General features: G+C 53.5%; 17 protein-coding genes. 16 read left to right on the plus strand and 1 reads right to left on the minus strand.

The window, feature by feature from the left end:
* The first annotated feature begins 68 nt into the window (after window positions 1-68).
* From GSF01_RS23890 to GSF01_RS23930, 9 genes are all read left to right on the plus strand, one after another.
* The gene (locus tag GSF01_RS23890) at window positions 69-1889 is read left to right on the plus strand and encodes a cache domain-containing sensor histidine kinase (RefSeq protein ID WP_159887793.1); all 1821 of its coding nucleotides are present in this window, start codon (window positions 69-71) and stop codon (window positions 1887-1889) included.
* Window positions 1890-2070: 181 nt separating this feature from the next.
* The gene (locus GSF01_RS23895; protein ID WP_235941709.1) at window positions 2071-3033 is read left to right on the plus strand and encodes an ABC transporter permease; all 963 of its coding nucleotides are present in this window, start codon (window positions 2071-2073) and stop codon (window positions 3031-3033) included.
* 1 nt (window position 3034) lies between these two features.
* A complete protein-coding gene (locus tag GSF01_RS23900; protein ID WP_159887794.1) occupies window positions 3035-3904 on the plus strand; it encodes a carbohydrate ABC transporter permease in 870 nt (289 codons plus the stop codon).
* 25 nt (window positions 3905-3929) lie between these two features.
* Window positions 3930-6209 carry a glycoside hydrolase family 3 protein gene (locus GSF01_RS23905; protein ID WP_201305476.1) on the plus strand — a complete coding sequence of 760 codons (2280 nt, stop codon included), beginning with the start codon at window positions 3930-3932 and terminating at the stop codon, window positions 6207-6209.
* A gap of 37 nt (window positions 6210-6246) precedes the next feature.
* The gene (locus GSF01_RS23910) at window positions 6247-7683 is read left to right on the plus strand and encodes a sulfatase-like hydrolase/transferase (RefSeq protein WP_159887796.1); all 1437 of its coding nucleotides are present in this window, start codon (window positions 6247-6249) and stop codon (window positions 7681-7683) included.
* 16 nt (window positions 7684-7699) lie between these two features.
* The gene (locus GSF01_RS23915) at window positions 7700-8332 is read left to right on the plus strand and encodes a chromate transporter (RefSeq protein WP_159887797.1); all 633 of its coding nucleotides are present in this window, start codon (window positions 7700-7702) and stop codon (window positions 8330-8332) included.
* Between the two features lie 17 nt (window positions 8333-8349).
* Window positions 8350-8886, plus strand: a complete 537-nt coding sequence (locus GSF01_RS23920; protein ID WP_159887798.1) for a chromate transporter — start codon at window positions 8350-8352, stop codon at window positions 8884-8886.
* A gap of 27 nt (window positions 8887-8913) precedes the next feature.
* Window positions 8914-9885, plus strand: coding sequence for a formylglycine-generating enzyme family protein (locus tag GSF01_RS23925; protein WP_159887799.1), 972 nt, complete (start codon window positions 8914-8916; stop codon window positions 9883-9885).
* Between the two features lie 44 nt (window positions 9886-9929).
* Complete coding sequence (locus GSF01_RS23930; protein WP_159887800.1) at window positions 9930-11255, plus strand: sulfatase family protein; 1326 nt, start codon at window positions 9930-9932, stop codon at window positions 11253-11255.
* A gap of 96 nt (window positions 11256-11351) precedes the next feature.
* On the opposite strand, the gene GSF01_RS23935 is transcribed toward GSF01_RS23930, so the two are convergent.
* Window positions 11352-12194, minus strand: a complete 843-nt coding sequence (locus GSF01_RS23935) for a helix-turn-helix transcriptional regulator (protein ID WP_159887801.1) — start codon at window positions 12192-12194, stop codon at window positions 11352-11354.
* Between the two features lie 357 nt (window positions 12195-12551).
* On the opposite strand from GSF01_RS23935, the gene GSF01_RS23940 reads away from it, so the two are divergent.
* The 7 genes from GSF01_RS23940 (at window position 12552) to ahpF (ending at window position 22542) form a co-directional block, all read left to right on the plus strand.
* The gene (locus GSF01_RS23940) at window positions 12552-14864 is read left to right on the plus strand and encodes a helix-turn-helix domain-containing protein (protein ID WP_159887802.1); all 2313 of its coding nucleotides are present in this window, start codon (window positions 12552-12554) and stop codon (window positions 14862-14864) included.
* Window positions 14861-16354 (plus strand): extracellular solute-binding protein, encoded by a 1494-nt coding sequence (locus tag GSF01_RS23945; protein ID WP_159887803.1) that lies wholly within the window; start codon window positions 14861-14863, stop codon window positions 16352-16354. The genes GSF01_RS23940 and GSF01_RS23945 overlap by 4 nt, the downstream gene beginning before the upstream one ends.
* Window positions 16355-16565: 211 nt before the next feature.
* Window positions 16566-17531: an ABC transporter permease gene (locus tag GSF01_RS23950; protein WP_159887804.1), complete on the plus strand. Its 966-nt coding sequence runs from the start codon at window positions 16566-16568 to the stop codon at window positions 17529-17531.
* Between the two features lie 37 nt (window positions 17532-17568).
* On the plus strand, window positions 17569-18441 hold the full coding sequence (locus tag GSF01_RS23955; RefSeq protein WP_159887805.1) for a carbohydrate ABC transporter permease: 873 nt from the start codon (window positions 17569-17571) through the stop codon (window positions 18439-18441).
* 116 nt (window positions 18442-18557) lie between these two features.
* Entirely contained in the window at window positions 18558-20075 is a 1518-nt protein-coding gene (locus GSF01_RS23960; RefSeq protein WP_159887806.1) for an extracellular solute-binding protein, read from the plus strand.
* 360 nt (window positions 20076-20435) lie between these two features.
* The gene (gene ahpC, locus GSF01_RS23965) at window positions 20436-20999 is read left to right on the plus strand and encodes an alkyl hydroperoxide reductase subunit C (protein ID WP_159887807.1); all 564 of its coding nucleotides are present in this window, start codon (window positions 20436-20438) and stop codon (window positions 20997-20999) included.
* A 13-nt stretch (window positions 21000-21012) separates the two neighbouring features.
* The gene (gene ahpF / locus GSF01_RS23970; RefSeq protein WP_159887808.1) at window positions 21013-22542 is read left to right on the plus strand and encodes an alkyl hydroperoxide reductase subunit F; all 1530 of its coding nucleotides are present in this window, start codon (window positions 21013-21015) and stop codon (window positions 22540-22542) included.
* The last annotated feature ends 184 nt before the right edge of the window (window positions 22543-22726 follow it).

Below are 22726 nucleotides of genomic sequence, written 5' to 3' on the forward strand. Positions count from 1 at the left end.
AAAATCAGAGGATTGTGCAGCATTCTCTTGAATGGACCCGGAAGCTAAGGAAGAGAAGGTAGGCGCATATGAAGCAATTTTGGATTCGCTTTCGAATCAAGGAAAGCATGGTCGTTTTATTTATGGCGATCAGTCTCCTCTCGATGGTCTTAATGGGGCTTATTTCTCATATCAACTACAGCAATGCGGTAAAAAACGACTTTCATACGGTTACGGATGAAGCCACCAAGCGTCTGCACCATCACTTGGAATTTTATTTCGAGCAGCTCTCCAAGTCGACCAAAGCCTTGCTGAAGGAGGAGCTCATCCAAACCTGGTACGAGGGAAGCCAAGCCTTAACGGTCTACGAGGTCGTGGACATCGAGGCGCTGATGCGCCGTCATGTGGCCCTAAACTATAATGAAGTGGCAGGCGTCTTCCTGATGTCCATGGACAAGCGGGTGCTGTCCATGCGTACGTACCAGGCACTGGCTGCGGATTTCTCAACAGAGCCATGGTATGCCGTGCCATTCTCCGAGCAGCGCGTATTGGTGCCCACCCACACGATCACTTATCCGCAGCAAAGCGGGATGCAAGTTATCTCGATGCTGAATCCGGTGTACAGCAACTCGACGCTGGAGCAGGTGGGCTATATGGTAATGGACCTGTCGCTTAAGGAAATCGAGGCTACCCTCGAACGGTCGAGACTTGGGGCATCGGGGCAATTCATGATTCTGTCTTCCGAGGATACCGTCGTGTACCACCCGGAGAAGGAGTGGCGCGGACTGCCCGTATCCGAGACGCCGATCGGTAAGATCAGTCTGCCTGCAGATGGCGGCGTCAGCATCCAAACATCGGGACAAAGCAAGCTTCTCGTGTCGACCAGCAGCTCCAAGGTGCTGGGCTGGAGGATCGTAGCGATCGTTCCCTTCGACGAGATGGCCAGCGGCCTGTACTCCGCCCGCAATGCAACGGTGGTCGCTTTCCTGATTATCGCCGTCATGGTTGTACTGCTCGTCCCCAAGGTATCCAATCTCTTCGTGGAGCCAGTGCTTCACCTCAAGCACAACATGACTCGCGTATTCCAAGGGGATTATACGACAAGGGCGGAGTTCTACCCGGGGGAAAATGAATTCCAGAAGCTGAATCACAGCTTCAACAAGATGGTGGACCAGCTGAACGATCAAATGAATATGATCTCGGACTTGAAGGTGCGCGAGATGCATATGCAGCTGCGTCAGAAAGAAGCTTATATACAAGCGCTCCAAAATCAGATCAACCCCCATCTGCTGTATAATTCCTTGGATGTTATCAAGAGTATAGGCTATCTCAACGACGATGAGCTTGTGGTCAGCATGGCGGGCAACTTGGCCGACGTCTACCGGTATACGGCCAAGATTTCGGACAATGAGGTTACGTTAAGGGATGAAATGTCGATACTGGAGAAGTATCTGGAGATTACGCACATTCGGTTTCCCAAAAAATTTATTAGCCGCATCACCGTCCATCCGAAGTTTCATGATTGTTTATTGGTCAAGCTAACCGTCCAGCCCCTCGTCGAGAATGCGGTCAAATATGCGGTGGAGCCAAGAGGCGGCGAAGCTGCGATTCTGATCAGCGCCTATGATGATAAGGATGATCTCGTTATCGAAATTGCGGACAACGGAGACGGAATCTCCGGCGAGAAGCTGGCAGAGCTCACCGAAAGTCTCCATGGAATTTCCAGCTATGCCAACGAACAGACTTATAGACAGAGCGAATCGCTCGGTGTGGCGAATGTGCATGCGCGGTTGTTTCTCAAGTATGGGGAAGGCTACGGCTTGACGGTGAATTCATTTGCCGGCCGGGGAACCGTCGTTTCCATCCGGATTCCGCTGCGTTACAAGCATACGGTTCAGACATCAATATAACAATCAGGCTGCTCAACGGGATTACCGGAGAGCGGCCTTTTTGATATGGATAGCAAAGCCTGTCGGCAGCGTCCAAGTCCTAGTCGAGGTTTAGAAATCAGAGGATTGTGTAACGACGTCTCCGGTAGAAGCGCTTATGATAAGTGTAGCAAAGGATATGACACTACTGGAGGGAACCAATATGCAAGCAAATTCGACGGGGGAACTGGCGCACCCTGAAGCTGCGCCCAAGTCGCACAACAGCACGGCCTGGAAGGAATGGAGAAGGGGGCTTCCCCTGTATGCGATGATTTTTCCGGGCTTGTTATTTTTCTTACTTTTCCGGTACTTGCCCATGGGCGGCATTTTGATCGCCTTTCAGGATTTCAGTCCCTTTCTCGGCTTTGCCGGCAGTGAATGGGTCGGCTTTGCGCATTTTCAGCGGCTGTTCGGGGAGCCTGAGTTTTGGACCTTGCTCCGCAATACGCTCATCCTGAGTGCATTGAACCTGTTTTTATTTTTCCCGGCTCCGATCCTGATCGCGGTCGTGTTGAACGAGGTTCGGCTGAAGTGGTTCAAGAAATTTGTCCAAACGGTTGTGTACATGCCGCATTTCCTGTCGTGGGTCGTCGTCGTAGGCATTACGGTGATCCTCTTCGCTACCCAAGACGGAGCTATTAACAAAGGGCTGGCCGATGCCGGCTTGGCGCGAATCGAGCTCATGACGGATCCCGATTATTTCCGTTCGGTCTACGTGTTGCAGAGCATCTGGAAGGAAGCGGGCTGGAATGCGGTCATCTTCCTGGCTGCGCTTGCCTCGGTCGATCCTACGTTGTATGAAGCGGCGGTCGTCGACGGAGCCAACCGGTGGAAGCAACTGTGGCATATCACCCTTCCCGCTCTCCGGGCAACGATCATTATTTTGTTTATTCTTCGCTTAGGGCATGTCATGGACATCGGCTTCGAGCATATTTACTTGATGCAAAATTCACTGAATCTATCGGTTTCGGATGTGTTCGACACGTACGTATACCGGACAGGCGTGCTGCAAGGCGAGTTTAGCTTTACGACAGCTGTCGGGTTGTTCAAATCGGTGATCGGTCTCGTATTGATCGTGCTTGCCAATCAGCTCTCCAAGAAGATCGGGGAAGAGGGGGTTTACTAGAATGAATGCTTTTGACTCGCGTGGGAAGGATCCCGTCTTCAGTACGCTCATCTATGGGCTGCTCATGTTGTCGCTACTCGCCATTCTGATTCCTTTTATCTATGTCATATCCAGCTCCTTCGCCACAGAGCATGAAATCATGTCACGCGGATTCTTCTTCTTCCCGAAAGAATGGTCGATTGAGGCCTACGGCTACCTGCTGAGCAACGATAATTTCCTTACCGCCTTCGGCAATGCCGTACAGATCACCGTCACGGGAACGACGATCAATATTGTCCTGACCAGCCTTATGGCTTACGGCTTATCCAAGCATTGGCTGAAGGGACGCCGCACGATGAATTTCATGGTGCTGTTCACGATGATTTTCGCGGGCGGGATGATTCCTACGTATCTGGTGGTCAAGGAGCTGGGGCTGCTGAACAGCTACTGGGCCCTGTATCTCACCAGCGCCATCGCGCCCTTTAACCTGATTGTCATGCGCAGCTTCTTTCAGAACATTCCGGCTGAGCTGGAGGAGTCCGCGCGGATCGACGGCTGCTCCGAGCTGAGGCTGTTCTGGCAGATCGTGATCCCGCTCTCCATGCCGGCGGTCGCTACCTTTACTTTATTTTACGCGGTTCATAACTGGAATACGTATTTCTACGCCATCCTCTTTCTCAACAACTCGGCCGATATGCCGCTGCAGGTGTTTCTGAGACAGATGCTGATCGAGACCGATTCGAGCATGGCCGTGGATGCCGGCGGTTACTCGTACACGCCCGCCGTTAAGATGGCGGCTGTGTTGATCACGGCGATACCGCTCCTCGTAATTTATCCGTTTCTGCAAAAGTACTTTAACCAAGGCATGCTGATGGGTTCTGTGAAGGGGTAAACGATCAGGCTGAGGCATGCAAAGAATGGGAGGAATCGTCGTGGTTAAGCAGCAGAATCATCAGAAGATTAGGTATGTTCATCAGGAGGAGGGGCCGACACTCGCCTATGCGGAAGGCTCGGGCGTCCGTATCCTTCATCAGGACGGGCTGGCCTTCAAGGATCTGAATAAGGACGGCAAGCTCGACCGCTATGAGGATTGGCGCTTGCCCGCCGAGGAGCGCGCGAAGGATCTGGCATCCAAGATGTCGATTGCCCAGATCGCCGGACTCATGCTGTACAGCAAGCACCAGGCGCTGCCCGGGAATAAGGGCTGGAATCCGGCTACCTACGGAGGCTTGCCCTTCGAGGCTTCGGGGGCGATGCCCTATGAGCTGACCGACCAGCAGCGGCAACTGGTATCGGAGGATCACATCCGGCATGTGCTGATCACGAGTGTCGAGAGTCCGGAGTGTGCAGCCAGGTGGAATAATCGGCTGCAAGCGTATGCGGAGAGCGAGCCGCTGGGCATCCCCGCCAATACCAGCTCCGATCCCCGTCACGGCCTGGACGCTTCGGCGGAGTTCAAGGTCGGCGGAGGGAGCAAGATCTCCATCTGGCCCGAATCGATGGGGCTTGCCGCCACCTTCGACCCGGAGCTTGCCCGGCAATTCGGCGAGATCGCTTCACAGGAATATCGTGCGCTTGGGATTACGACGGCTTTGTCTCCGCAGGTTGACATTGCGACCGATCCCCGTTGGTTTCGCTTTGGGATGACGTTCGGTGAGGATCCTCGGCTTGCGGCTGATATGGCCCGCGCCTATATCGACGGCTTCCAGACATCAGAGGGGAACGCGGAGATCGCGGACGGCTGGGGCTATGACAGCGTCAATACGATGGTAAAGCACTGGCCGGGAGGCGGCTCAGGGGAAGCCGGGCGCGATGCGCACTTTGCCTATGGGAAGTATGCGGTTTATCCGGGTGCGAACTTTGACCAGCATCTGATACCGTTCACGGAAGGCGCGTTCCGCTTGGCAGGTAAAACGGCCCAGGCGTCCGCGGTTATGCCCTACTATACGATCTCGGTAGACCAGGATAAGAAGAACGGCGAGAATGTCGGCAATTCCTACAGTTTCTACTTGATCCAGCATCTGCTGCGCGAGCAGGCCGGGTTTGACGGCGTCGTCTGTACGGACTGGGCCATTACCGACGACGAGCCCGAGGATATCACGAAGCTCTTTCCCGGGGGCAAGTGCTGGGGGGTCGAGGAAGGATATACGGTGGCGGAGCGTCATTACAAGCTGCTGATGGCCGGAGTCGACCAGTTCGGCGGAAATAACGAAGCCGGTCCGATCCTGGAGGCGTATCAGATCGGCGTACGAGAGCATGGAGAAGCCTTCATGCGCAAGCGGTTCGAGCAGTCGGCCGTGAGGCTGCTGAAAAATATATTCCGGCTGGGGCTGTTCGAAAACCCGTACGTACAAGTCGAGGAAACGGTCGCGAAGGTGGGCTGTGAGGCATTTGCCAAGGCGGGCTTTGAGGCGCAGCTCCGCTCGTTCGTGCTGCTCAAGAACGAGAATCAGACGCTCCCCATGCCGAAGCACCGAAAGGTTTATATCCCGAAAAGAAAGCTTTCGGCGAGTACCACTTGGATCGGCTCGCCGATCCCAGCGAGCGAGGAGGTTCCGGTGGACCTGGAGGTCATCCGAGCGTACTTCGAGGTAACGGAGGAGCCCGAGGATGCAGACTTTGCCATCGTATTCATCGAAAGTCCCCGCAACACGATGGGTTACAGCAAGGCCGACGCCGCTACGGGGGGGACAGGCTACGTGCCGATCAGCCTTCAGTACCGGCCGTACACAGCGGTGCATGCGCGGGAAACGAGCCTGGCCGGCGACCCGAGGGATGTGCGGAATCGAACGTATAAGGGCAAGCAGGTTACGGTGACCAATGCGGCAGACTTGGATCATGTGCTGGAGACCAAGCGGCGAATGAAGGACAAGCCGGTCATCGTCTCGATCATGCTGGCCAACCCAGCCGTTGTCGGCGAGTTTGAGGAGGCCGCTAGTGCGATCCTGGCCAACTTCGGAGCCGAGGAACGGGCGATCATGGATCTGATTACAGGTGCTGCCGAGCCAGAGGGGCTGCTGCCTTTTCAGATGCCTGCGAATATGAAGACCGTGGAGGAGCAGCTGGAGGACGTGCCTCATGATATGGAGGTTTACCGGGATTCCGCCGGGCATGCGTATGATTTCGCCTTCGGTCTGAATTGGAGCGGCGTTATCCGCGATGGCCGAACGGAAAGATATAGCGGAGGGAATACTTAGCTGCACCCATCATCTCAAGGATATGGAGGTAAGTGAAATGAGCAGACCGGATATTTTAGTATTTTTAAGCGATCAGCACCATGCGAGGTACGCCGGCTTTGCCGGACATGAAACGGTACGCACTCCGCATATGGACCGCTTGGCGGCGGAAGGTACCGCATTCGAGGCCGCATATACGACCTGCCCGCTATGCGTTCCTTCCCGGACGTCCATGCTGACGGGGCAGCTTCCGGAGAAAACCGAGGTATACACCAATAATGGAGCGATTAGAGGCGACCAGGCCACCTTTCTGCATGGGATTGCCGCAGCGGGCTATGAGACGGTTCTATGCGGACGCATGCATTTCCTCGGGGATGACCAGCGCCATGGCTTTACCCGAAGAATCATGGGTGAAATGACTCCGCTCTACTGGGGACGGTACGGTCCTCATCGCAAGGACCTGGGCCCCTACGTAGGTACGATGGCGAATCAAAGCCTGAAGATCATCGGGGGCGGAACGTCGCCTGTACTCGAATACGACAAAGCGGTCATTCAGGCGGCGCTCGATTACTTGGGTCAGGAGCATGACAAGCCGCAATGCGTAGTTGTCGGCACATACGGTCCGCATCATACCTTCGTTGCGCCTCCGGAGCTGTATCAATATTACAAGGCGAATGCGGCGATCCCCGAATCCTTCTATAGGGAAACGGACCATCCCGTGCTTAGCAGTCAGCGCGAGCCATCCGGCGTCTTGCATGAGGAGAACGTGACGAGGCTGCGAGCCGCCTACTTGGGCATGATCGAAACGATAGACAGTCAGCTAGGTAGGGTACGCGAGGCCTGGCAGCGGTACCTGGAACGCAGCGGCCGCCAAGGCGTGTTCGTCTATTTGTCCGATCATGGCGAACAAGCAGGGGAGCACGGCTTAATAGGCAAGAACACGCTCTACGAAGGCTCCGCCCGTATTCCTTTCCTTGTCTCCGGGGATGGGATCATCGCCGGCCGAAGCATTTCCCAGCCCGTGAGCATCCTGGATATCGGCCCGACGTTATGCGAGCTGACCGGAGCCCAAGCGCCGCCAAGGCAGGACGGCCAAAGCCTGAAGTCCCTGATCGAGGGAGGCGCTGAGGAGGATCGGGCGATATTGAGCGAGTGTATGGTTCACGTCGACGGCCGGGCCGTACCGGGCCGCATGCTGCGGAAGGGTTCGTGGAAGTACATCTCCTATGCATCCTTCGAGCAGTATGATCAATTGTTCGATCTGGAAGCTGACCCGCAGGAGCTTCATAATGTGTGCCGGCAAAAGCCGGACATCGCTGGGCCGTTGAGGGCCTTGCTGTATGAGGGCTGGAATATACCGGCGATCCTCGAGAAGCATATGGAGAAGGAGGAACACCATCGGCTCCTGGCCAAGTGGGGAAGCATCGTCGATGTGGAGGAGCCCGAACGATGGCCTGTGCCGAAGGAAGCGACGGCGCTTCCGGCCGTCGAATAAGTAGGAGGTTGTTCAGTTGAATGGAGTTTCCTGGAGGCTGCTTGGTCAAATATTCTGGTCGTTCTTCAAGATCGGACCGGTTACGTTCGGCGGCGGCTATGCGATGATCCCGTTAATCGAGCGGGAGGTCGTCGACCATCGCGGATGGGTGAAGAACAAGGATATTGCCGACATCTTCGCGATTTCGGAATCGATTCCCGGTGCGATCGCGATTAACTCGGCGTCCTTTGTCGGGTTTCGGATAGCGGGCATCCCCGGTGCTCTGGCTGCGATGTCTGGCGTTCTTCTGCCGACCTTTCTGATTGTGATCGGATTGTGCATCGCCTTTCTGCAGGTACAGCATCATCCGAAGATCGAAGCGGCGTTTCAAGGCATCCGGGCCACCACCGTCGCGCTGATCGTCTATGCAGGCATCAAAATCGGCAAGTCCGCGGTTCTGGATAAAACCACAATGGCTATCGTCATTGGAACTGTGGTCGCGATGCTGTTCAGTCATATGAACCCGATCGTCATTATCCTTTCAGGGGCAGTCCTGGGGATCGGACTGGTGCAGCTGAAGGGCATGCTCGGCATGAAGGTAGACCTGGAGAAGGAATCGGCAGAGCCCCGTTACACGTACACGGACTACTACCTGGGTGACGGTATTTAAAGGAGGGGCAGCCGGGAATGTATTGGGAGTTATTTATCACGTTTTTCCAGATCGGATTCGTTTCCTTCGGCGGCGGCTACGCGATGATCCCTGTAATTGAGCAGCGGGTCAGCGCGCATGGCTGGATGAGCACGCAAGACTTTACCGATGTCATAGCCGTTGCGGGAATGTCCCCGGGCCCGATCGGGACCAACAGCGCCATTTTCGTCGGTTATCAAGTTGGAGGCCTCGCTGGAGCGGTGTTTGCTGCGCTCGGCATGGTGCTTCCCTCTCTGATCATCGTTATTCTTGTCGGCTTGTTTTTCAGTAAGATCGACCGAAACCGATGGGTGCAATCCGCCTTCTACGGCCTTAGGCCGATTGTGACCGGTCTTATCTTCTATGGAGCTATCCGCTTTGCTATAAGCAATCATATCATTGGGGAGCTGAACCTCCGAACACTAGGGTCGCTCTTGTTTTTCGGGGTCTCGCTGCTGGCGCTGCTGAGATTCAGAATGCATCCCCTTTATGTCATTATCCTTTCGGGCTTAACGGGCATCGCCATATACAGCTAGTTTATTCGAAGAGGAGGACTGTGCCTTATGGAACCCAAACCATCCTGCTGCTCCGCTTCGAGGAGCGCTTCCTCCACTGCGGTCGCTGCCTCGACACCGGCATTCGCGTTTGAGCCCAGAATCGCCTTCAGGACGACAGAAGGGATGATCCGCCTCGAGGGCGGAACCTTCCTGATGGGGACGGGTGATGAGGAAGGCTTCCCGGAGGACGGGGAAGGTCCGGTGAGAAGGGTGACCGTCGATCCGTTCTATATCAGTCCCTATACGGTGACAAATTCGGAATATAAGGCGTTTGTAGATGCTACGGGGTATATCACCGATGCCGAACGATATGGTTGGTCCTTCGTATTCCATCTTCTGATTTCTTCGGAAACCGCCCGCAAGGTTTCCCGAGTCGTACAGCAAACTCCCTGGTGGTGGAGAGTGGATGGGGCATGGTGGAGACATCCGGAGGGATCGGATTCGCATATCGAGGACCGGCTCCAGCATCCGGTGGTGCATATCTCCTGGCATGATGCGATGGCTTACTGTGCGTGGTCCGGCAAGCGTCTGCCGACAGAGGCGGAGTGGGAGTATGCCGCCCGGGGCGGCCTTGTGCAGAAGAAATATCCATGGGGCGATGTGCTGAAGCCGGACGGCGTGCATAGGTGCAATATATTTCAAGGCAAGTTTCCTGAGAAAAATAATGCCGCCGACGGTTATGCCGGCACGGCGCCAGTCGATGCTTTCCCGCCAAACGGCTATGGCCTGTACCAGACTTCCGGCAATGTGTGGGAGTGGTGCTCGGATTGGTTCAGCCGAGATATCCCATCAGGCAGCATGACGGTAAACCCAAAGGGGCCGTCCGCCGGACATTCGAAGGCCATGAGGGGCGGCTCTTATTTATGTCACAAGTCATACTGCAACCGGTATAGGGTCGCTGCCAGAACCTCGAATACGCCGGATAGCTCCTCGGGCAATATAGGCTTTCGCGTAGCTGCCGATGGAAGCGAGGCATAACCGCGCTGTCTAAAGGATGCAGAAAAAAACGGGAGGCGTTTCACATGAGAAATGTCATCATGATTTCTACGGATCAACAACGGGTGGATGCCATGAGTTGTGTAGACTCGAGCTATCGTACGCCCCATCTGGATCGGCTGGTGGAACGTTCCGTTCGGTTCACCGGCGCGATCAGCACCTCGGCCCAGTGCTCGCCGTCGAGAGCCAGCTGGATGACGGGGAAATTTCCCCATCAGGTAGGCGTGTACCAGATCGGCCATACCCTGAATCCGGAGGATTGGGGAATCGCCAAGGAGTTCAATAAGGCCGGCTATGAGACGGTCTACTTCGGCAAGTGGCATCTGGGCCTTTCGCCGGCTGATCATGAATTCGGGGTGACCGACTATCGCACCGAAGGGCTGGAGCTGGCCGGTGCGAATCCGGACCCGCGCTTTCACAGCCACAAGGATGCCGTCACGACGACGCAAGCCTTGAATTACCTGGAGGATTATGAGGGCTCAAGGCCGTTCTTCATGAAGCTGAATTGGTATATGCCGCATCCCGACTCGCCTGTAGATAAACCGTTCGAGCTGATCGGCCGTTACGCGGAGCAATTCCCGCCCGGCGAGATGCCGATCCCGGGCACGTTTTACTCCGATGACCTGTCGGGGAAGCCGCCCTTCCAGCGCGAACGCTCCTCATCCGGGGAATCCGATCTTTCGGAGGAGCTGGTGCGGCGCGATGCTCAGCGCTACCGGAGCATGCTCGCGCTGATGGATACGTACCTCGGCCGGCTGTTGGACAAGCTGGCATCCAAGAACATGCTGGACAGCACCGCTATTCTGTTCACCAGCGACCACGGAGATATGCAGGGAGCCCACCGGCTCCGATTGAAGGGAGTGCTTCCCTACAAGGAGCTGTACAACGTACCGCTGATTCTGTATGTCCCGGGTGCGGAGCCCAAGCGCCGTGTGATTCCGGATCTGGTGTCGACGGCAGCCGTTACGGGAACCTTGCTGGAAGCCGTAGGAATTCCGCTGCCGCCCGAATGCGAGGGCGGATCGCTGCTTCCGGCGCTGGAGCGCACGGAGCCGCCAGCGGGGGAGCATGTATTCTTCGAACATTACAAGGCCTATTGGGGACGCCATCCGATGATCGGGGTGCAGACGCCGGAGTGGAAGTACGTGTATTACCTCGAAGACGATCTCGAAGAAATGTACGACCTTCAGAACGATCCGGATGAAATCGATAATGCAGCCGGGCGGCCGGAGGTTGAGGAGATTCGCGTTTCTTTGCGGCAGCTGGTGGAGCAATGGTGGACGTCGACGGGCGGATTTTCAAAGCAAGCGATCGTGGATGAAGAGAGCACCTGGATAAAGAGAGGGTTCTAGAGCCATGGCAGGAAATTTACAATAATATCCAACCAAAAAGCGTACTGTCGAAGTACGCTTTTTGGCATGGCATGTGTTCTCAGCCCAAGGACCGGGTTACCGCATGCTTTTCCGATAGTGCCCCGGCGTGGAGCCGGTTATTTTTTTGAAGGTGACATTGAAATTGGCCGTGTGCCCGAACCCGGTCGTCTCCCCGATGGACCCGATGGGGAGCGACGTTTCACGCAGAAGCCGTTTGGCTTCCCGGATCCGGACGAGCTGTACATATTCCTTAAAATGAAACCCGGTAATGCTCCGGAATATTCGGCTTAAATACGAGGGGCTGATGTAAAAGCGCTTGGCGATTTCATTAAGCGTCAGTCCAGCTGCATAATGCTCCGTGACATAAGCGGCAATTTCCGAAACCTTCTGGTGCATAGGATGAGCGGAGTGAGTCAGATGCTGATTCGGCTTTCGCTCATGCCGGTACATGAGCACGAGAAGCTGGACCAGGCTGGCCCGCACATAAGCGGAGCATCCTTCCTCCTGATCCTGGCATTCGTAGAGCATTCTTTGCAGCAGCTCTTCGACAGTCGCTTGTTCATTTACGGAAAATCGAAATAGTCGGGAGGGCCGATCAAGGGGGAGCAGGCGGACATCGGCCCGCGCCACCTCGGATTGAATGAAATCTTCGGTGAAGTTGACGAGAATCCGGTCGCACTTGAGCGCTTCCGAGTAGGTAGACCGATGGGGATCATTCGGATTGATCAGAATCATATCGCCCTTCTGCAGCGAGTAAACGGTTTCATTCAGAAAGAAGATGCGCTCCCCTTCCATGACATAGAACATTTCGTAATAGGGATGAGCGTGGGGACCGCGCATGTACCCGATCGAGTTGATATAATGAATCGAAAAGCGGTTATCCTCAATGGTATGCTTGATAGTCGATAAGTCCCTCATGGCTCGCCCCCCTCTGTGCCGATAATTTCATCGTACCACAGGCGAGGGGAGGAAGGAAGGAGACGAGGGAGCGAGGCTGCATGCCGCACACGTAAAGGTATCCTAAGATATGATTACTTAAAGTGGACAAAAAAAACAAAGTTAAAGCAAAAAAAACAAAGAATTTTTCTTTTTTTGTATGTTACTATTAGAGAACAACAGCCATCATCTCTATATAATGTGAAGGAATTAGTCAGGCTGGACGGCTGCAATTGAAAACCACCGTACTGAAAACGGCAGTGTTCCGGAACCGAAAGCGGTTACGAGATCATTGCCGTTTCCCGGTAGATGAAATAAATAGCTTCAGGAGGAGTAAAATTGAGCAGGTACTTGTTACGGTTATTGTCGTACAGTCTTCTATTGGGTATGCTCCCTGCCATATTCATCGGTATTTTCTCCTATTCCATCGCTTCGGGGGACATTGAGAACAAGGTAAAGGAAGTCAATATGCAATGGCTGGCTCAGGCTCATATGCGAGCGGAGCAGACGCTTAAGTCTATCGAGAAATCAGCGACTCAATTTGCCAATTCATCTCTGGTGAAGACGGCGATGAATACATCCTATACCTCGTCGGATTTCGAGTCCATCCGGGAGCTCACCAAGGAATTGCATAATCTGCAGTCCAATGACGCTATTATCACACAAGCCTATCTAGTTAATCTTGAACGCAATTGGGTGCTGAGCCTCAATGTCTTGAAGCCGCTGGACCCATTAGAGGATCATAAGGAGTTTATGGATTATGCCAAAGAGCCGAAAAGCATCCTCTGGCATACCGGCCTGGCGCCTTCGAGCGGCGGAGATTTATCCGAGCCTGTGGAAAGCATTACCTTGGTTCACAAGATCCCGATTCTTCCGCAGACGAGCCAGCCGCAAGGGGTGCTAGTCATCCGAATTCTCGCCTCGGAAATCACCGATGCGCTTGCCTCCTCCAACAGCTCGAGCCGCAGCTACATCTTCGATCGTTCCGGGACAAGCATACTGGATTCCGAGTCGAAGAAGGAACCGAGCGGAGAGATTCATCGAGCTGTGGCAGAACATTTGGCGTCGGACCCGGCCCAGCAAGCAGGGCTGTTTAATATGAGGGTGGACGGGGAGGAGGTAGCCGTGATGTACCGCTCCTCCAGTTATAACGGCTGGACTTACGTTTCCGTCGTATCGATCGGAGAATTGAAGAAGGAGACCCAGAAAATCGCCGGATTAACCGTGCTTATTTGTGCAACGATTCTGGTCCTGGTGCTTGCGGCCTCCTTGTACGGCAGCCGCCGGATTTATCGTCCCATCGGGAATTTGCTGAAGGTTGCCCAGGGATTCGGCTCTTCCGGACAGGAGCAGTCTGCCCCGCCGAAGAAAGATGATCTGGAGTACATCCAGCACAGCATGCAGTCCTTGGCTCTGTCCAGGGACCGAGTCGAGCAGCAGATGCAGGGGCAGTTAAGTCACTTGAAGGAATTTTTCGTCTTAAAGCTGTTTACGGGCCAGCTGACGGAAAATGATTACTTATACCGCTCTACGATGTACGGGTTTCCTTCCGGTTGGAAGCGGCTGGGTGTCCTTACGCTTCAAATCGATAACCTGCAGGAAACCCGTTACGGCGAGGAGGACCGGGAGCTGCTGCTGTATGCGATCGGCAATATTGCCCAAGAGGTGCTGCCGGAGCACGTCCGGTTTACCCCGATTACCTTCAATCAGTCGCTCGTAACGCTTGTTGCCGCGGATAAGGAGGAGACGGACGAGGTCCGGGGCATGCTGTACGAGATGGCGGAAAGCCTGAAGCGGCATGTCGGGCAGGTTTTGCAGCTTAAAGTGAGCATCGGCATAAGCAACCCTTTCGTTCAACTCACGGATACGGTCAAAGCCTATGGGGAAAGCTTATCGGCTTTGAAGTCCAGAATCAGCCTCGGACCCGAGATCATCGTTCATTATGGGGATATCGAGCACCATCCAGGCGCTGATCCTTATGAATATACCCATCTGAAGGTGCTGGAAGAGAGGCTCCTCTACGCAATCCGGGAGATGCAGGCGGACCATGTGTCCGACATTTTCGAGCAGTATCTGAATGCGCTGCTGTTCAAGGACGGTTATTTGTTCGAGCATCAAATGCTGCTGCTTCAGCTGGTCTCCAGACTTCTGAACCTGCTGCAGGAGCAAGGAATATCCCTCAAAGAGGTCATGGAGGATGAAGTAATGGTCGAACGGCTGTTTCATCTGCAGACGCGGGAGGAAATTATTCATTGGTTCGAATCCAAAATGTTTATGCCCTTGATCAGGGTGCTATCCGAAAAATCCGAAAAGCAGTATATCAACATAGCGGATAAGCTGGTGCAAATGATCAGGGAGCAATATGATCAGGAGATCACCCTGGAATCATGCGCCCAATTGTTAAATTACCATCCCGTCTATGTAAGCCGAATCTTCAAGAGGGAGATCGGGATGACATTCAGCGAGTATTTATCCGACTATCGGATGAAAATGGCCAAGGTCATGCTGGAAACAACCGAGATGAAAATATCGGAGATCGGAGAAAAGCTGCAATATAAGAATATCAGCTCCTTTATTCGAAGCTATAAGAAGATGTACCAGGCTACCCCCGGTCAATATCGCGAAAGAGTCATGAAAGGTGGGAAAGAATGAAGCCGCATCTTGCCGTCTTGCTCAGTCTTCTGTTTGTATCGGGTACTTTGTCGGGATGCAGCCGATTCGGCAGCGCGAGCGAGAGCCGGCCGGCCGATGATCCTTTTTATTTGTCGATCGGGACGAGCCTGGTTGGCGAATTTCCTCCCCAGAATAACGCGGTGGAACAAGCGATCGAAGCCTATACGGATACGAATCTGCAGATTCAGTGGATTCCTCTGGCCGCTTATGACGAGAAGGTCAAATTAATGATTGCCTCGGGGGAGCTGCCCAAGCTGATCAAGCTCAGCTATTCGTCGACTTATATTGCAACGTTGAAGGCCGGGCAATTTTGGGAGCTGGGCCCGCTTCTGAAGGATTACCCCCAGTTGTCGGCCTTCGACAAGCAGTATTACGAGAACATCTCCGTCGATGGGAAGATTTACGGCATTCCCGTCTTCCGCGACCTAGGCCGCGCGACCATCCAATACCGGAAGGATTGGTTCGATCGTCTTGGCTTGGACGTGCCGGTGACGCTGGAGGATTGGTATCAGGTTGTCAAGGCGCTCACCTTGCAGGATCCGGACGGAAATGGGAAGCAGGACACGTATGGCCTCGTGCTGGAGAAGCGCTACAATCAGGATGTCAGCTCGTTATTGACCCGGATCTCGGTCACTCAGGGCGGGCCGACCAAGTGGAAGGTCGACAACGGGCGGTTCACGCCGGAATTCATGAAGGAGCCTTTCTACGAAACGTTGAAGCTGTTCCGGCGGCTGTATCAAGAGAATCTGATCAATACGGACTTTGCCGTCGTGGACACGATTGAAACGTCGAAAATTTATGATTCGGGGCGGGCCGGCATTCAGATCAGCGGAGGAAATGCTCAGACCTGGCAGGATAAGCTGAGCAAGTCCGTACCGGGGGCTATTGTGGATGTAGCTCCGCTTGCCGGTCCGGCCGGCATTCGATTGCCCGGCGAATCGGGCAATGCGGGCTTTCTGGCCATACCCAAGGATACCGTGAAGACCCTGGAAGAGGTTCAGCGAATATTAGAGTTCCTGGATAAGCTGCTGGAGCTGCCTGTGCAAACCGTTATAGCCAAGGGGCTTGAGAACCGGCATTGGAAGGATATGGGCGACTATACGGAAATCCTGGACCGAACCCTGGATCTGAAAGAAGTTAAGCCTTACCGGGACATGCTGCTCTTTCTTGGCGAGCAGAAAGCGTCGGTCAAGCCGAACCTGCAGCCGGAGTTATTCCGCAAAAATCAGCGGATCGGCAAGGAGAACAACGCCTACATTGTGGCGAACCCGGCACTCAACCTGAACTCGGAAACCTTCGCCGAACGGGGGAAGGAGCTGGAGGTCATGATTACCGATGCCGAGACGAAATTTATTATGGGTAAAATCGACGAGGCGGGCTGGAAGGCCGAGCTGGAGAAGTGGAAGCAAGCAGGCGGCGAACGGATGATACGCGAATACGAGGAATCCTATAGCAAGCTGAACAAATAAGAGGCGCGGCGAAAGATCAAGACATCTTTCGCCGCGTTTTTTTGTTTTCAATTAGTTATATAAAGCACATTCCTTGGTTGCACCAGGGTTATCGGGGGATGAAACAAGCGTAACTACGGCTTTGGTTGTGTGAGCGGTATAGCCGGTCACGACGGGAAGACTCGATAATGGGGACAGAAAACAGAAGAGACAGTCTTAGGAGGTTTAGGAGATGAAGCAAGATCTGTATGCTGAGGCAGGAACACCCGACCTGCTTGCCCGCAAAGGCAAGTACGGTACCCTGCTCAAGGATATCATTCGGGATAAGTGGTTGTATCTGATGCTGCTGCCGGGTGTGCTATATTTTATTGTTTTCAAATATGTGCCTATGTACGGGGTGTCGATGGCGTTCCAGGATTACAGGCCGCATCTGGGTTTCCTTGATAGTCCTTGGGTAGGACTGAAGCATTTCCAAAGATTTTTCTCGGAGCCCCAGTTTGGGATGCTGTTTCGCAACACGGTCATATTGGCCATCTACAACCTGGTCTTTTTCTTCCCGCTGCCGATTGTTCTTTCCCTTATGTTGAATGAAGTCAGACGGGCCAAATTCAAAAGCTTTGTTCAAACCTTGGTGTATATCCCCCATTTTGTATCTTGGGTGGTGGTCGTGGGGATCTTCTATATCCTCTTGACGACCGAGAACGGGATCCTGAACGAGCTTCTCTACCAGATTACCGGCAAGAAAATAGCCTTCCTGCTGGAGGCGGAATGGTTCCGAACCATGATCATCACCCAGTCCATCTGGAAAGAGGTAGGATGGGGGACGGTCATCTTCCTTGCCGCGCTGGCCGGTGTGGATCTGCAGCAATATGAAGCGGCCCGGATCGACGGGGCCGGGCGCTGGCGTCAGTTATGGCATATCACGCTTCCCGCGATTCGCAGCACGATTGTCATTCTGTTTATTCTGCGCCTTGGAAACTTTATGGATTCGGGCTTCGAGCATATCTTCCTTATGCTGACCCCGACCAACCGCGAGGTAGGCGAGGTGTTCGACACCTATGTATACACCAAAGGGATGACTCAGGCCCAATACAGCTACAGCGCGGCGGTTGGTCTTTTCAAATCCGCGGTAGGACTCTTTCTCGTGCTGGGGTCTAACTGGCTGGCCAAGAAGTTTGGGGAAGAAGGCATCTACTGATGCCGGTATGGAACGAAAGGATGGAGGAGTTACCATTATGGTTCAAGATAAAACGATAGGCAACCGGATCTTCGACTGCATCAACTACGTGCTGCTTCTGCTGACAGCTCTCATCTGCGTGATGCCCTTTGTATATGTACTGGCCGTATCCTTCACGAGTCCAGCCGAGGTAGCGAGGGGAGGCTTGATCTTGTGGCCGAAGGAGTGGTCGCTTGCCTCCTACAGGTATATTTTTTCGACGGATACGCTGTTCCGAAGCATGCTGGTATCGATCTATGTCACGGTGGTGGGGACTCTCATCAATCTGCTCTTCACCTCGCTGATGGCTTATCCGCTAGCCAAATCTTATCTGAGAGGAAGACAATTCATCCTCCTCGGGGTCCTGTTTACCATGCTGTTCGGCGGGGGATTGATTCCAACGTATTTCGTCGTCAAGGCGCTTCACCTGACCAATACGCTATGGTCCCTGATGATTCCGAGCGCGATCAGCGCGTTCAACCTGATCGTACTGAAGAACTTCTTCCAGCAAATTCCGGATGGGCTTGAGGATTCGGCCCGCATCGACGGCTGTAACGATGTCGGCGTGCTGTTCCGGATCGTGCTTCCGCTGTCGCTGCCAGCTATGGCTACCTTCGGATTATTCTATGCGGTAGGACACTGGAACCAGTTTTTCAACGCCATTCTCTATATTAACGACAACACCAAGTGGCCGATTCAGGTACTTCTGCGGGAGATCGTCATCCTGGCTTCCAGCAGCATCGGCGACAATTCGATCGATAACACGGAAATACAACCGCTCACGATCCGCATGGCGGTCATCGTATTTGCAACGGTCCCTATCTTGCTCGTCTACCCGTTTTTGCAGAAGCATTTTGCCAAAGGGGTTATGTTGGGATCGGTCAAAGGGTAAGGGGTTTGCGCGATAGCTTACAGCTATGAACCTCCATATGGGCAGAGGGTAGCGCAAGGCTCCTCTCCCGTATGGAGATGACATAGAAATTCAGCATTTCTGGAGGGGTAGAAAAGATGAAGAAACAAGCAGCATTACTCATGGGGGGCGTCCTGCTGGCGACGACCGTTCTGTCCGCATGCAGTTCTGGCGGCGAGAAGCCGGACACGGGAGGCAGTTCCACACCGGCCGAGGACACGAAGCCTTTTGACTTGACGATCGTCATCAATCAGGTCGGAGAAATTCCGTCCAAAGGCAATCCCATGGAGCAGGCTATTGCCAAATACACCAACACGAACCTGGAATATCAATGGATCCCGACCTCGGCCTATGATGAGAAGATCAATATCATGATGGCTTCAGGCGAGCTTCCCAAGCTGATGAAGGTCAACTACGTGTCCACGATCATCAATGCGATGAAATCGGATCAGTTCTGGGAGATCGGTCCGCATCTTAAAGATTATAAAAACTTGTCCGCTCAGCCTCAAGCTTACTATGACAACATCAAAGTAGACGGCAAACTGTACGGGGTTCCGATCTTCCGTGACCTGGGCCGCGCGGTTGTTCACTACCGCAAGGACTGGTTTGACGCGGCGGGTCTGCAGGTGCCGAAGACGCTCGACGATTGGTATAACGTACTGAAGGTGATCGCGGAGAGCGACCCGGACAAGAACGGCAAGAACGACACCTACGGCTTCCTGCTCGACAAGTTCTATAACCAGGGGACGGCTTCGACCTTGACCCGCCTCAGTGTCGCGCAGGGCGGTCCGAACAAGTGGAAGGTGGATGACCAAGGCAATTTCACACCGGAGTTTTTGACCGACGAATTCTTCAACACCATGAAGCTTTTCAAGCGGCTTTATGATGAGAGGCTGATCAATCAGGATTTCGCCGTGGTGGACGCGACAGCCAACGATAAAGCGTATGAATCCGGCCGTGTGGCCTTGCGGATCTCCGGCGGTAATGCCCAAAGCATGCTGACGAACCTGGTGAAGGTGGTACCGACGGCTCAGATGGACGTTGCGCCTCTGGAAGGGGCAGCCGGTATCCGGGTGCCGGCGGAAAGCGGCAATGCAGGCATATTGGCTATTCCGAAATCGACGGTCAAAACCGAAGCGGAAATGAAAAAGGTGCTGACCTTCCTCGACAAGCTGCTGGACAAAGAGATGGTCAATCTCCTTAACAAGGGCATCGAAGGCAAGCATTACAAGGTGGAAGGCGAATTCACGATTCCGCTGGACAAAGATGCCGATGCCAAAGAAGTCAAGCCTTACCGCGATACGATGATTCAACGCGGCGAAAACTACAACATGGACAAGCGGATGAAAGAATCCGATCTGTTCCTGAAAAATAAAAAAGTGGTCAGCGACAATGATAATTATATCGTCAACAACCCGGCGCTTACTTTGGACTCGGTGATGTACACCGAACGCGGCAAAGAGCTTGAGCTCATGGTCACAGATGCCCAAACCAAGTTTATTATGGGCAAGATTGATGAAGCAGGCTGGAAGGCCGAGCTCGATAAGTGGAAAAAAGCCGGCGGAGACAAATTGATGGAAGAATACAAAGCGGCTTATTTGAAGGGTAAAAAGTAGCCATAATTGAAGAAGCTTGAAAACCGTCTTATGCAGCTGTGAGCTGGGTAAGACGGTTTTCTTGCGCCTGGACGGATAAGGAAGGTCAGGGCGGACAACCATAATTAATTTTACGGGAAAAGGACGCGGCAACGGAACGACGAGCTCGAATTACGCCGATTTTGACTATTTTGAGTACGCCGGAGTCTAAACGAAGCGGTGCAGGAAGGTTTTTTCTAAGATTTAATAGGATCTTCATGGTTCCTTCATGAACATAATGGCCGGCAGTGGTATGATCTATACTATAACCAGTAAGAATATAGGTTAGACAGCAAGACGGTTATAAGATTTTCAAAACCACATTCAGGAGGGAATTTGATTATGTCTCTTATTGGAACCGAAGTAAAACCGTTTAAAGCAAATGCTTATCACAATGGTAAGTTTATCGAAGTTACCGAAAACGACCTGAAGGGGAAATGGAGTGTAGTTTGCTTCTATCCTGCTGACTTTACGTTCGTATGCCCGACGGAGCTTGAGGATCTTCAAAACCAATACGAGACCCTGAAGGGACTCGGGGTTGAAGTGTACTCCGTATCCACGGATACTCATTTTACACATAAGGCATGGCACGATACTTCCGAGACGATCGGCAAAATTACCTACATCATGATCGGAGATCCTTCCCATACGATTTCCCGCAACTTCGATGTGCTGATCGAGGCGGATGGTCTTGCCGATCGCGGTACCTTTATCATCGATCCGGACGGTGTCATCCAAACCGTGGAAATTAATGCAGGCGGTATCGGCCGCGATGCAAGCACTCTTGTTACCAAGGTCAAAGCTGCTCAATATGTTCGGAACAATCCGGGTGAAGTGTGCCCGGCCAAATGGCAGGAAGGTTCCCAAACCCTTAAGCCAAGCCTTGATCTCGTAGGCAAGATTTAAGGAGTACCGGACCATGATACTGGACGCAGATATTAAGGCACAACTACAACAATACCTTCAGCTCATGGAAGGCGACGTGCTGATCAAAGTCAGCACGTCGTCGGATCCGGTATCTGCTGACATGCTGGCCTTAGTGGATGAGCTATCCAGCATGTCATCCAGAATTACGGTGGAAAAAACACAATTGCCGAGAACGCCGAGCTTTAGTGTGAACCGTGTAGGCGAAGATACCGGGGTTACTTTTGCCGGAGTTCCGCTAGGTCATGAGTTCACCTCCTTGGTGCTCGCTCTGCTGCAAGTGAGCGGAAGAGCTCCCAAGGTTGAACAGCACGAGATCGACCAGATTAAGAAGCTCAGCGGCGATTATCATTTCGAGTCTTACATCAGCCTGAGCTGCCACAATTGTCCCGATGTCGTTCAAGCGCTCAACCTGATGAGCATCCTCAACCCGGGCATTACGCATGTGATGATCGACGGCGCGGCCTTTAAAGAAGAGGCCGAAAGCAAGAACGTCATGGCCGTGCCATCGGTATACTTGAATGGCGAATTTTTCGGGAGCGGCCGCATGACGCTCGAGGAGATTCTAGCCAAGCTGGGCAATGCTCCGGATGCTTCCGAATTTGCTGACAAGGAGCCCTTTGATGTGCTTGTTGTCGGGGGAGGCCCGGCCGGTGCAAGTGCGGCGATCTATGCTGCGCGTAAAGGCATTCGCACGGGCATCGTCGCTGAACGCTTCGGCGGTCAGGTGATGGACACCGTAGGTATCGAGAACTTTATTAGCGTTAAATATACCGAGGGTCCGAAGCTCGCGGCGAGCCTTGAGGAGCATGTGAAAGAGTACGACATCGATGTCATGAAGCTGCAACGCGCCAAGCGCTTGGAAAGAAAGGAATTCGTCGAGGTTGAGCTTGAGAACGGCGCTGTGCTGAAGAGCAAGACCGTTATCCTGTCAACCGGCGCCCGTTGGCGCAATGTGGGAGTACCCGGCGAAGCCGAGTTCAAGAACAAGGGTGTAGCCTACTGCCCTCATTGCGACGGTCCTTTGTTTGTAGGTAAGCACGTAGCCGTTATCGGCGGAGGGAACTCCGGTATTGAGGCGGCCATCGATCTGGCAGGCATCGTAAGCCATGTAACCGTACTTGAGTTTATGCCGGAGCTGAAAGCGGATGACGTCTTGCAGAAGCGTCTTTACAGTCTGCCGAATGTCACGGTGCATAAGAACGTGCAAACGAAAGAGATTACCGGTACCGACAAGGTAAATGGTATCTCCTACGTGGAGCGCGATACCGGAACGGTTCAGCACATCGAACTGCAGGGCGTGTTTGTACAGATCGGTCTAGTCCCCAACACGGATTGGCTGGGCGACACGGTCGAACGCACACGCATGGGAGAGATCGTGGTGAACAGCCATGGCGCTACGAACGTGCCTGGAGTGTTTGCGGCAGGCGACTGCACGAACAGTCCTTATAAGCAGATTATTATTTCCATGGGATCGGGTGCGAACGCAGCCTTGGGTGCATTCGATTATCTGATTCGCAATTAAATAAGGGAATTTTACCTTCCAACTGAAACGCCCCGCTTTGGGGCGTTTTTTCTGCGTTTTGTGGTCTGCCCTGCTTGGCCGACGTGGATAAAAGCTGGTGCCATCCCAGGATCGGTTGGAAATATGTTACTGATTATCTGGTATATCTTGATATAGATACAGCGTTATATTAAGGAATTGTTAA

This window comes from Paenibacillus puerhi (assembly GCF_009846885.1).
Taxonomy (GTDB): domain Bacteria; phylum Bacillota; class Bacilli; order Paenibacillales; family NBRC-103111; genus Paenibacillus_G; species Paenibacillus_G puerhi.

Coding starts and splice junctions, on each gene's coding strand:
- GSF01_RS23890 (WP_159887793.1), top strand. CDS start 69: ATGAAGCAATTTTGGATTCGCTTTCGAATCAAGGAAAGCATGGTCGTT.
- GSF01_RS23895 (WP_235941709.1), top strand. CDS start 2,071: ATGCAAGCAAATTCGACGGGGGAACTGGCGCACCCTGAAGCTGCGCCC.
- GSF01_RS23900 (WP_159887794.1), top strand. CDS start 3,035: ATGAATGCTTTTGACTCGCGTGGGAAGGATCCCGTCTTCAGTACGCTC.
- GSF01_RS23905 (WP_201305476.1), top strand. CDS start 3,930: ATGGGAGGAATCGTCGTGGTTAAGCAGCAGAATCATCAGAAGATTAGG.
- GSF01_RS23910 (WP_159887796.1), top strand. CDS start 6,247: ATGAGCAGACCGGATATTTTAGTATTTTTAAGCGATCAGCACCATGCG.
- GSF01_RS23920 (WP_159887798.1), top strand. CDS start 8,350: ATGTATTGGGAGTTATTTATCACGTTTTTCCAGATCGGATTCGTTTCC.
- GSF01_RS23925 (WP_159887799.1), top strand. CDS start 8,914: ATGGAACCCAAACCATCCTGCTGCTCCGCTTCGAGGAGCGCTTCCTCC.
- GSF01_RS23930 (WP_159887800.1), top strand. CDS start 9,930: ATGAGAAATGTCATCATGATTTCTACGGATCAACAACGGGTGGATGCC.
- GSF01_RS23935 (WP_159887801.1), bottom strand. CDS start 12,194: ATGAGGGACTTATCGACTATCAAGCATACCATTGAGGATAACCGCTTT.
- GSF01_RS23945 (WP_159887803.1), top strand. CDS start 14,861: ATGAAGCCGCATCTTGCCGTCTTGCTCAGTCTTCTGTTTGTATCGGGT.
- GSF01_RS23950 (WP_159887804.1), top strand. CDS start 16,566: ATGAAGCAAGATCTGTATGCTGAGGCAGGAACACCCGACCTGCTTGCC.
- GSF01_RS23955 (WP_159887805.1), top strand. CDS start 17,569: ATGGTTCAAGATAAAACGATAGGCAACCGGATCTTCGACTGCATCAAC.
- GSF01_RS23960 (WP_159887806.1), top strand. CDS start 18,558: ATGAAGAAACAAGCAGCATTACTCATGGGGGGCGTCCTGCTGGCGACG.
- ahpC (WP_159887807.1), top strand. CDS start 20,436: ATGTCTCTTATTGGAACCGAAGTAAAACCGTTTAAAGCAAATGCTTAT.
- ahpF (WP_159887808.1), top strand. CDS start 21,013: ATGATACTGGACGCAGATATTAAGGCACAACTACAACAATACCTTCAG.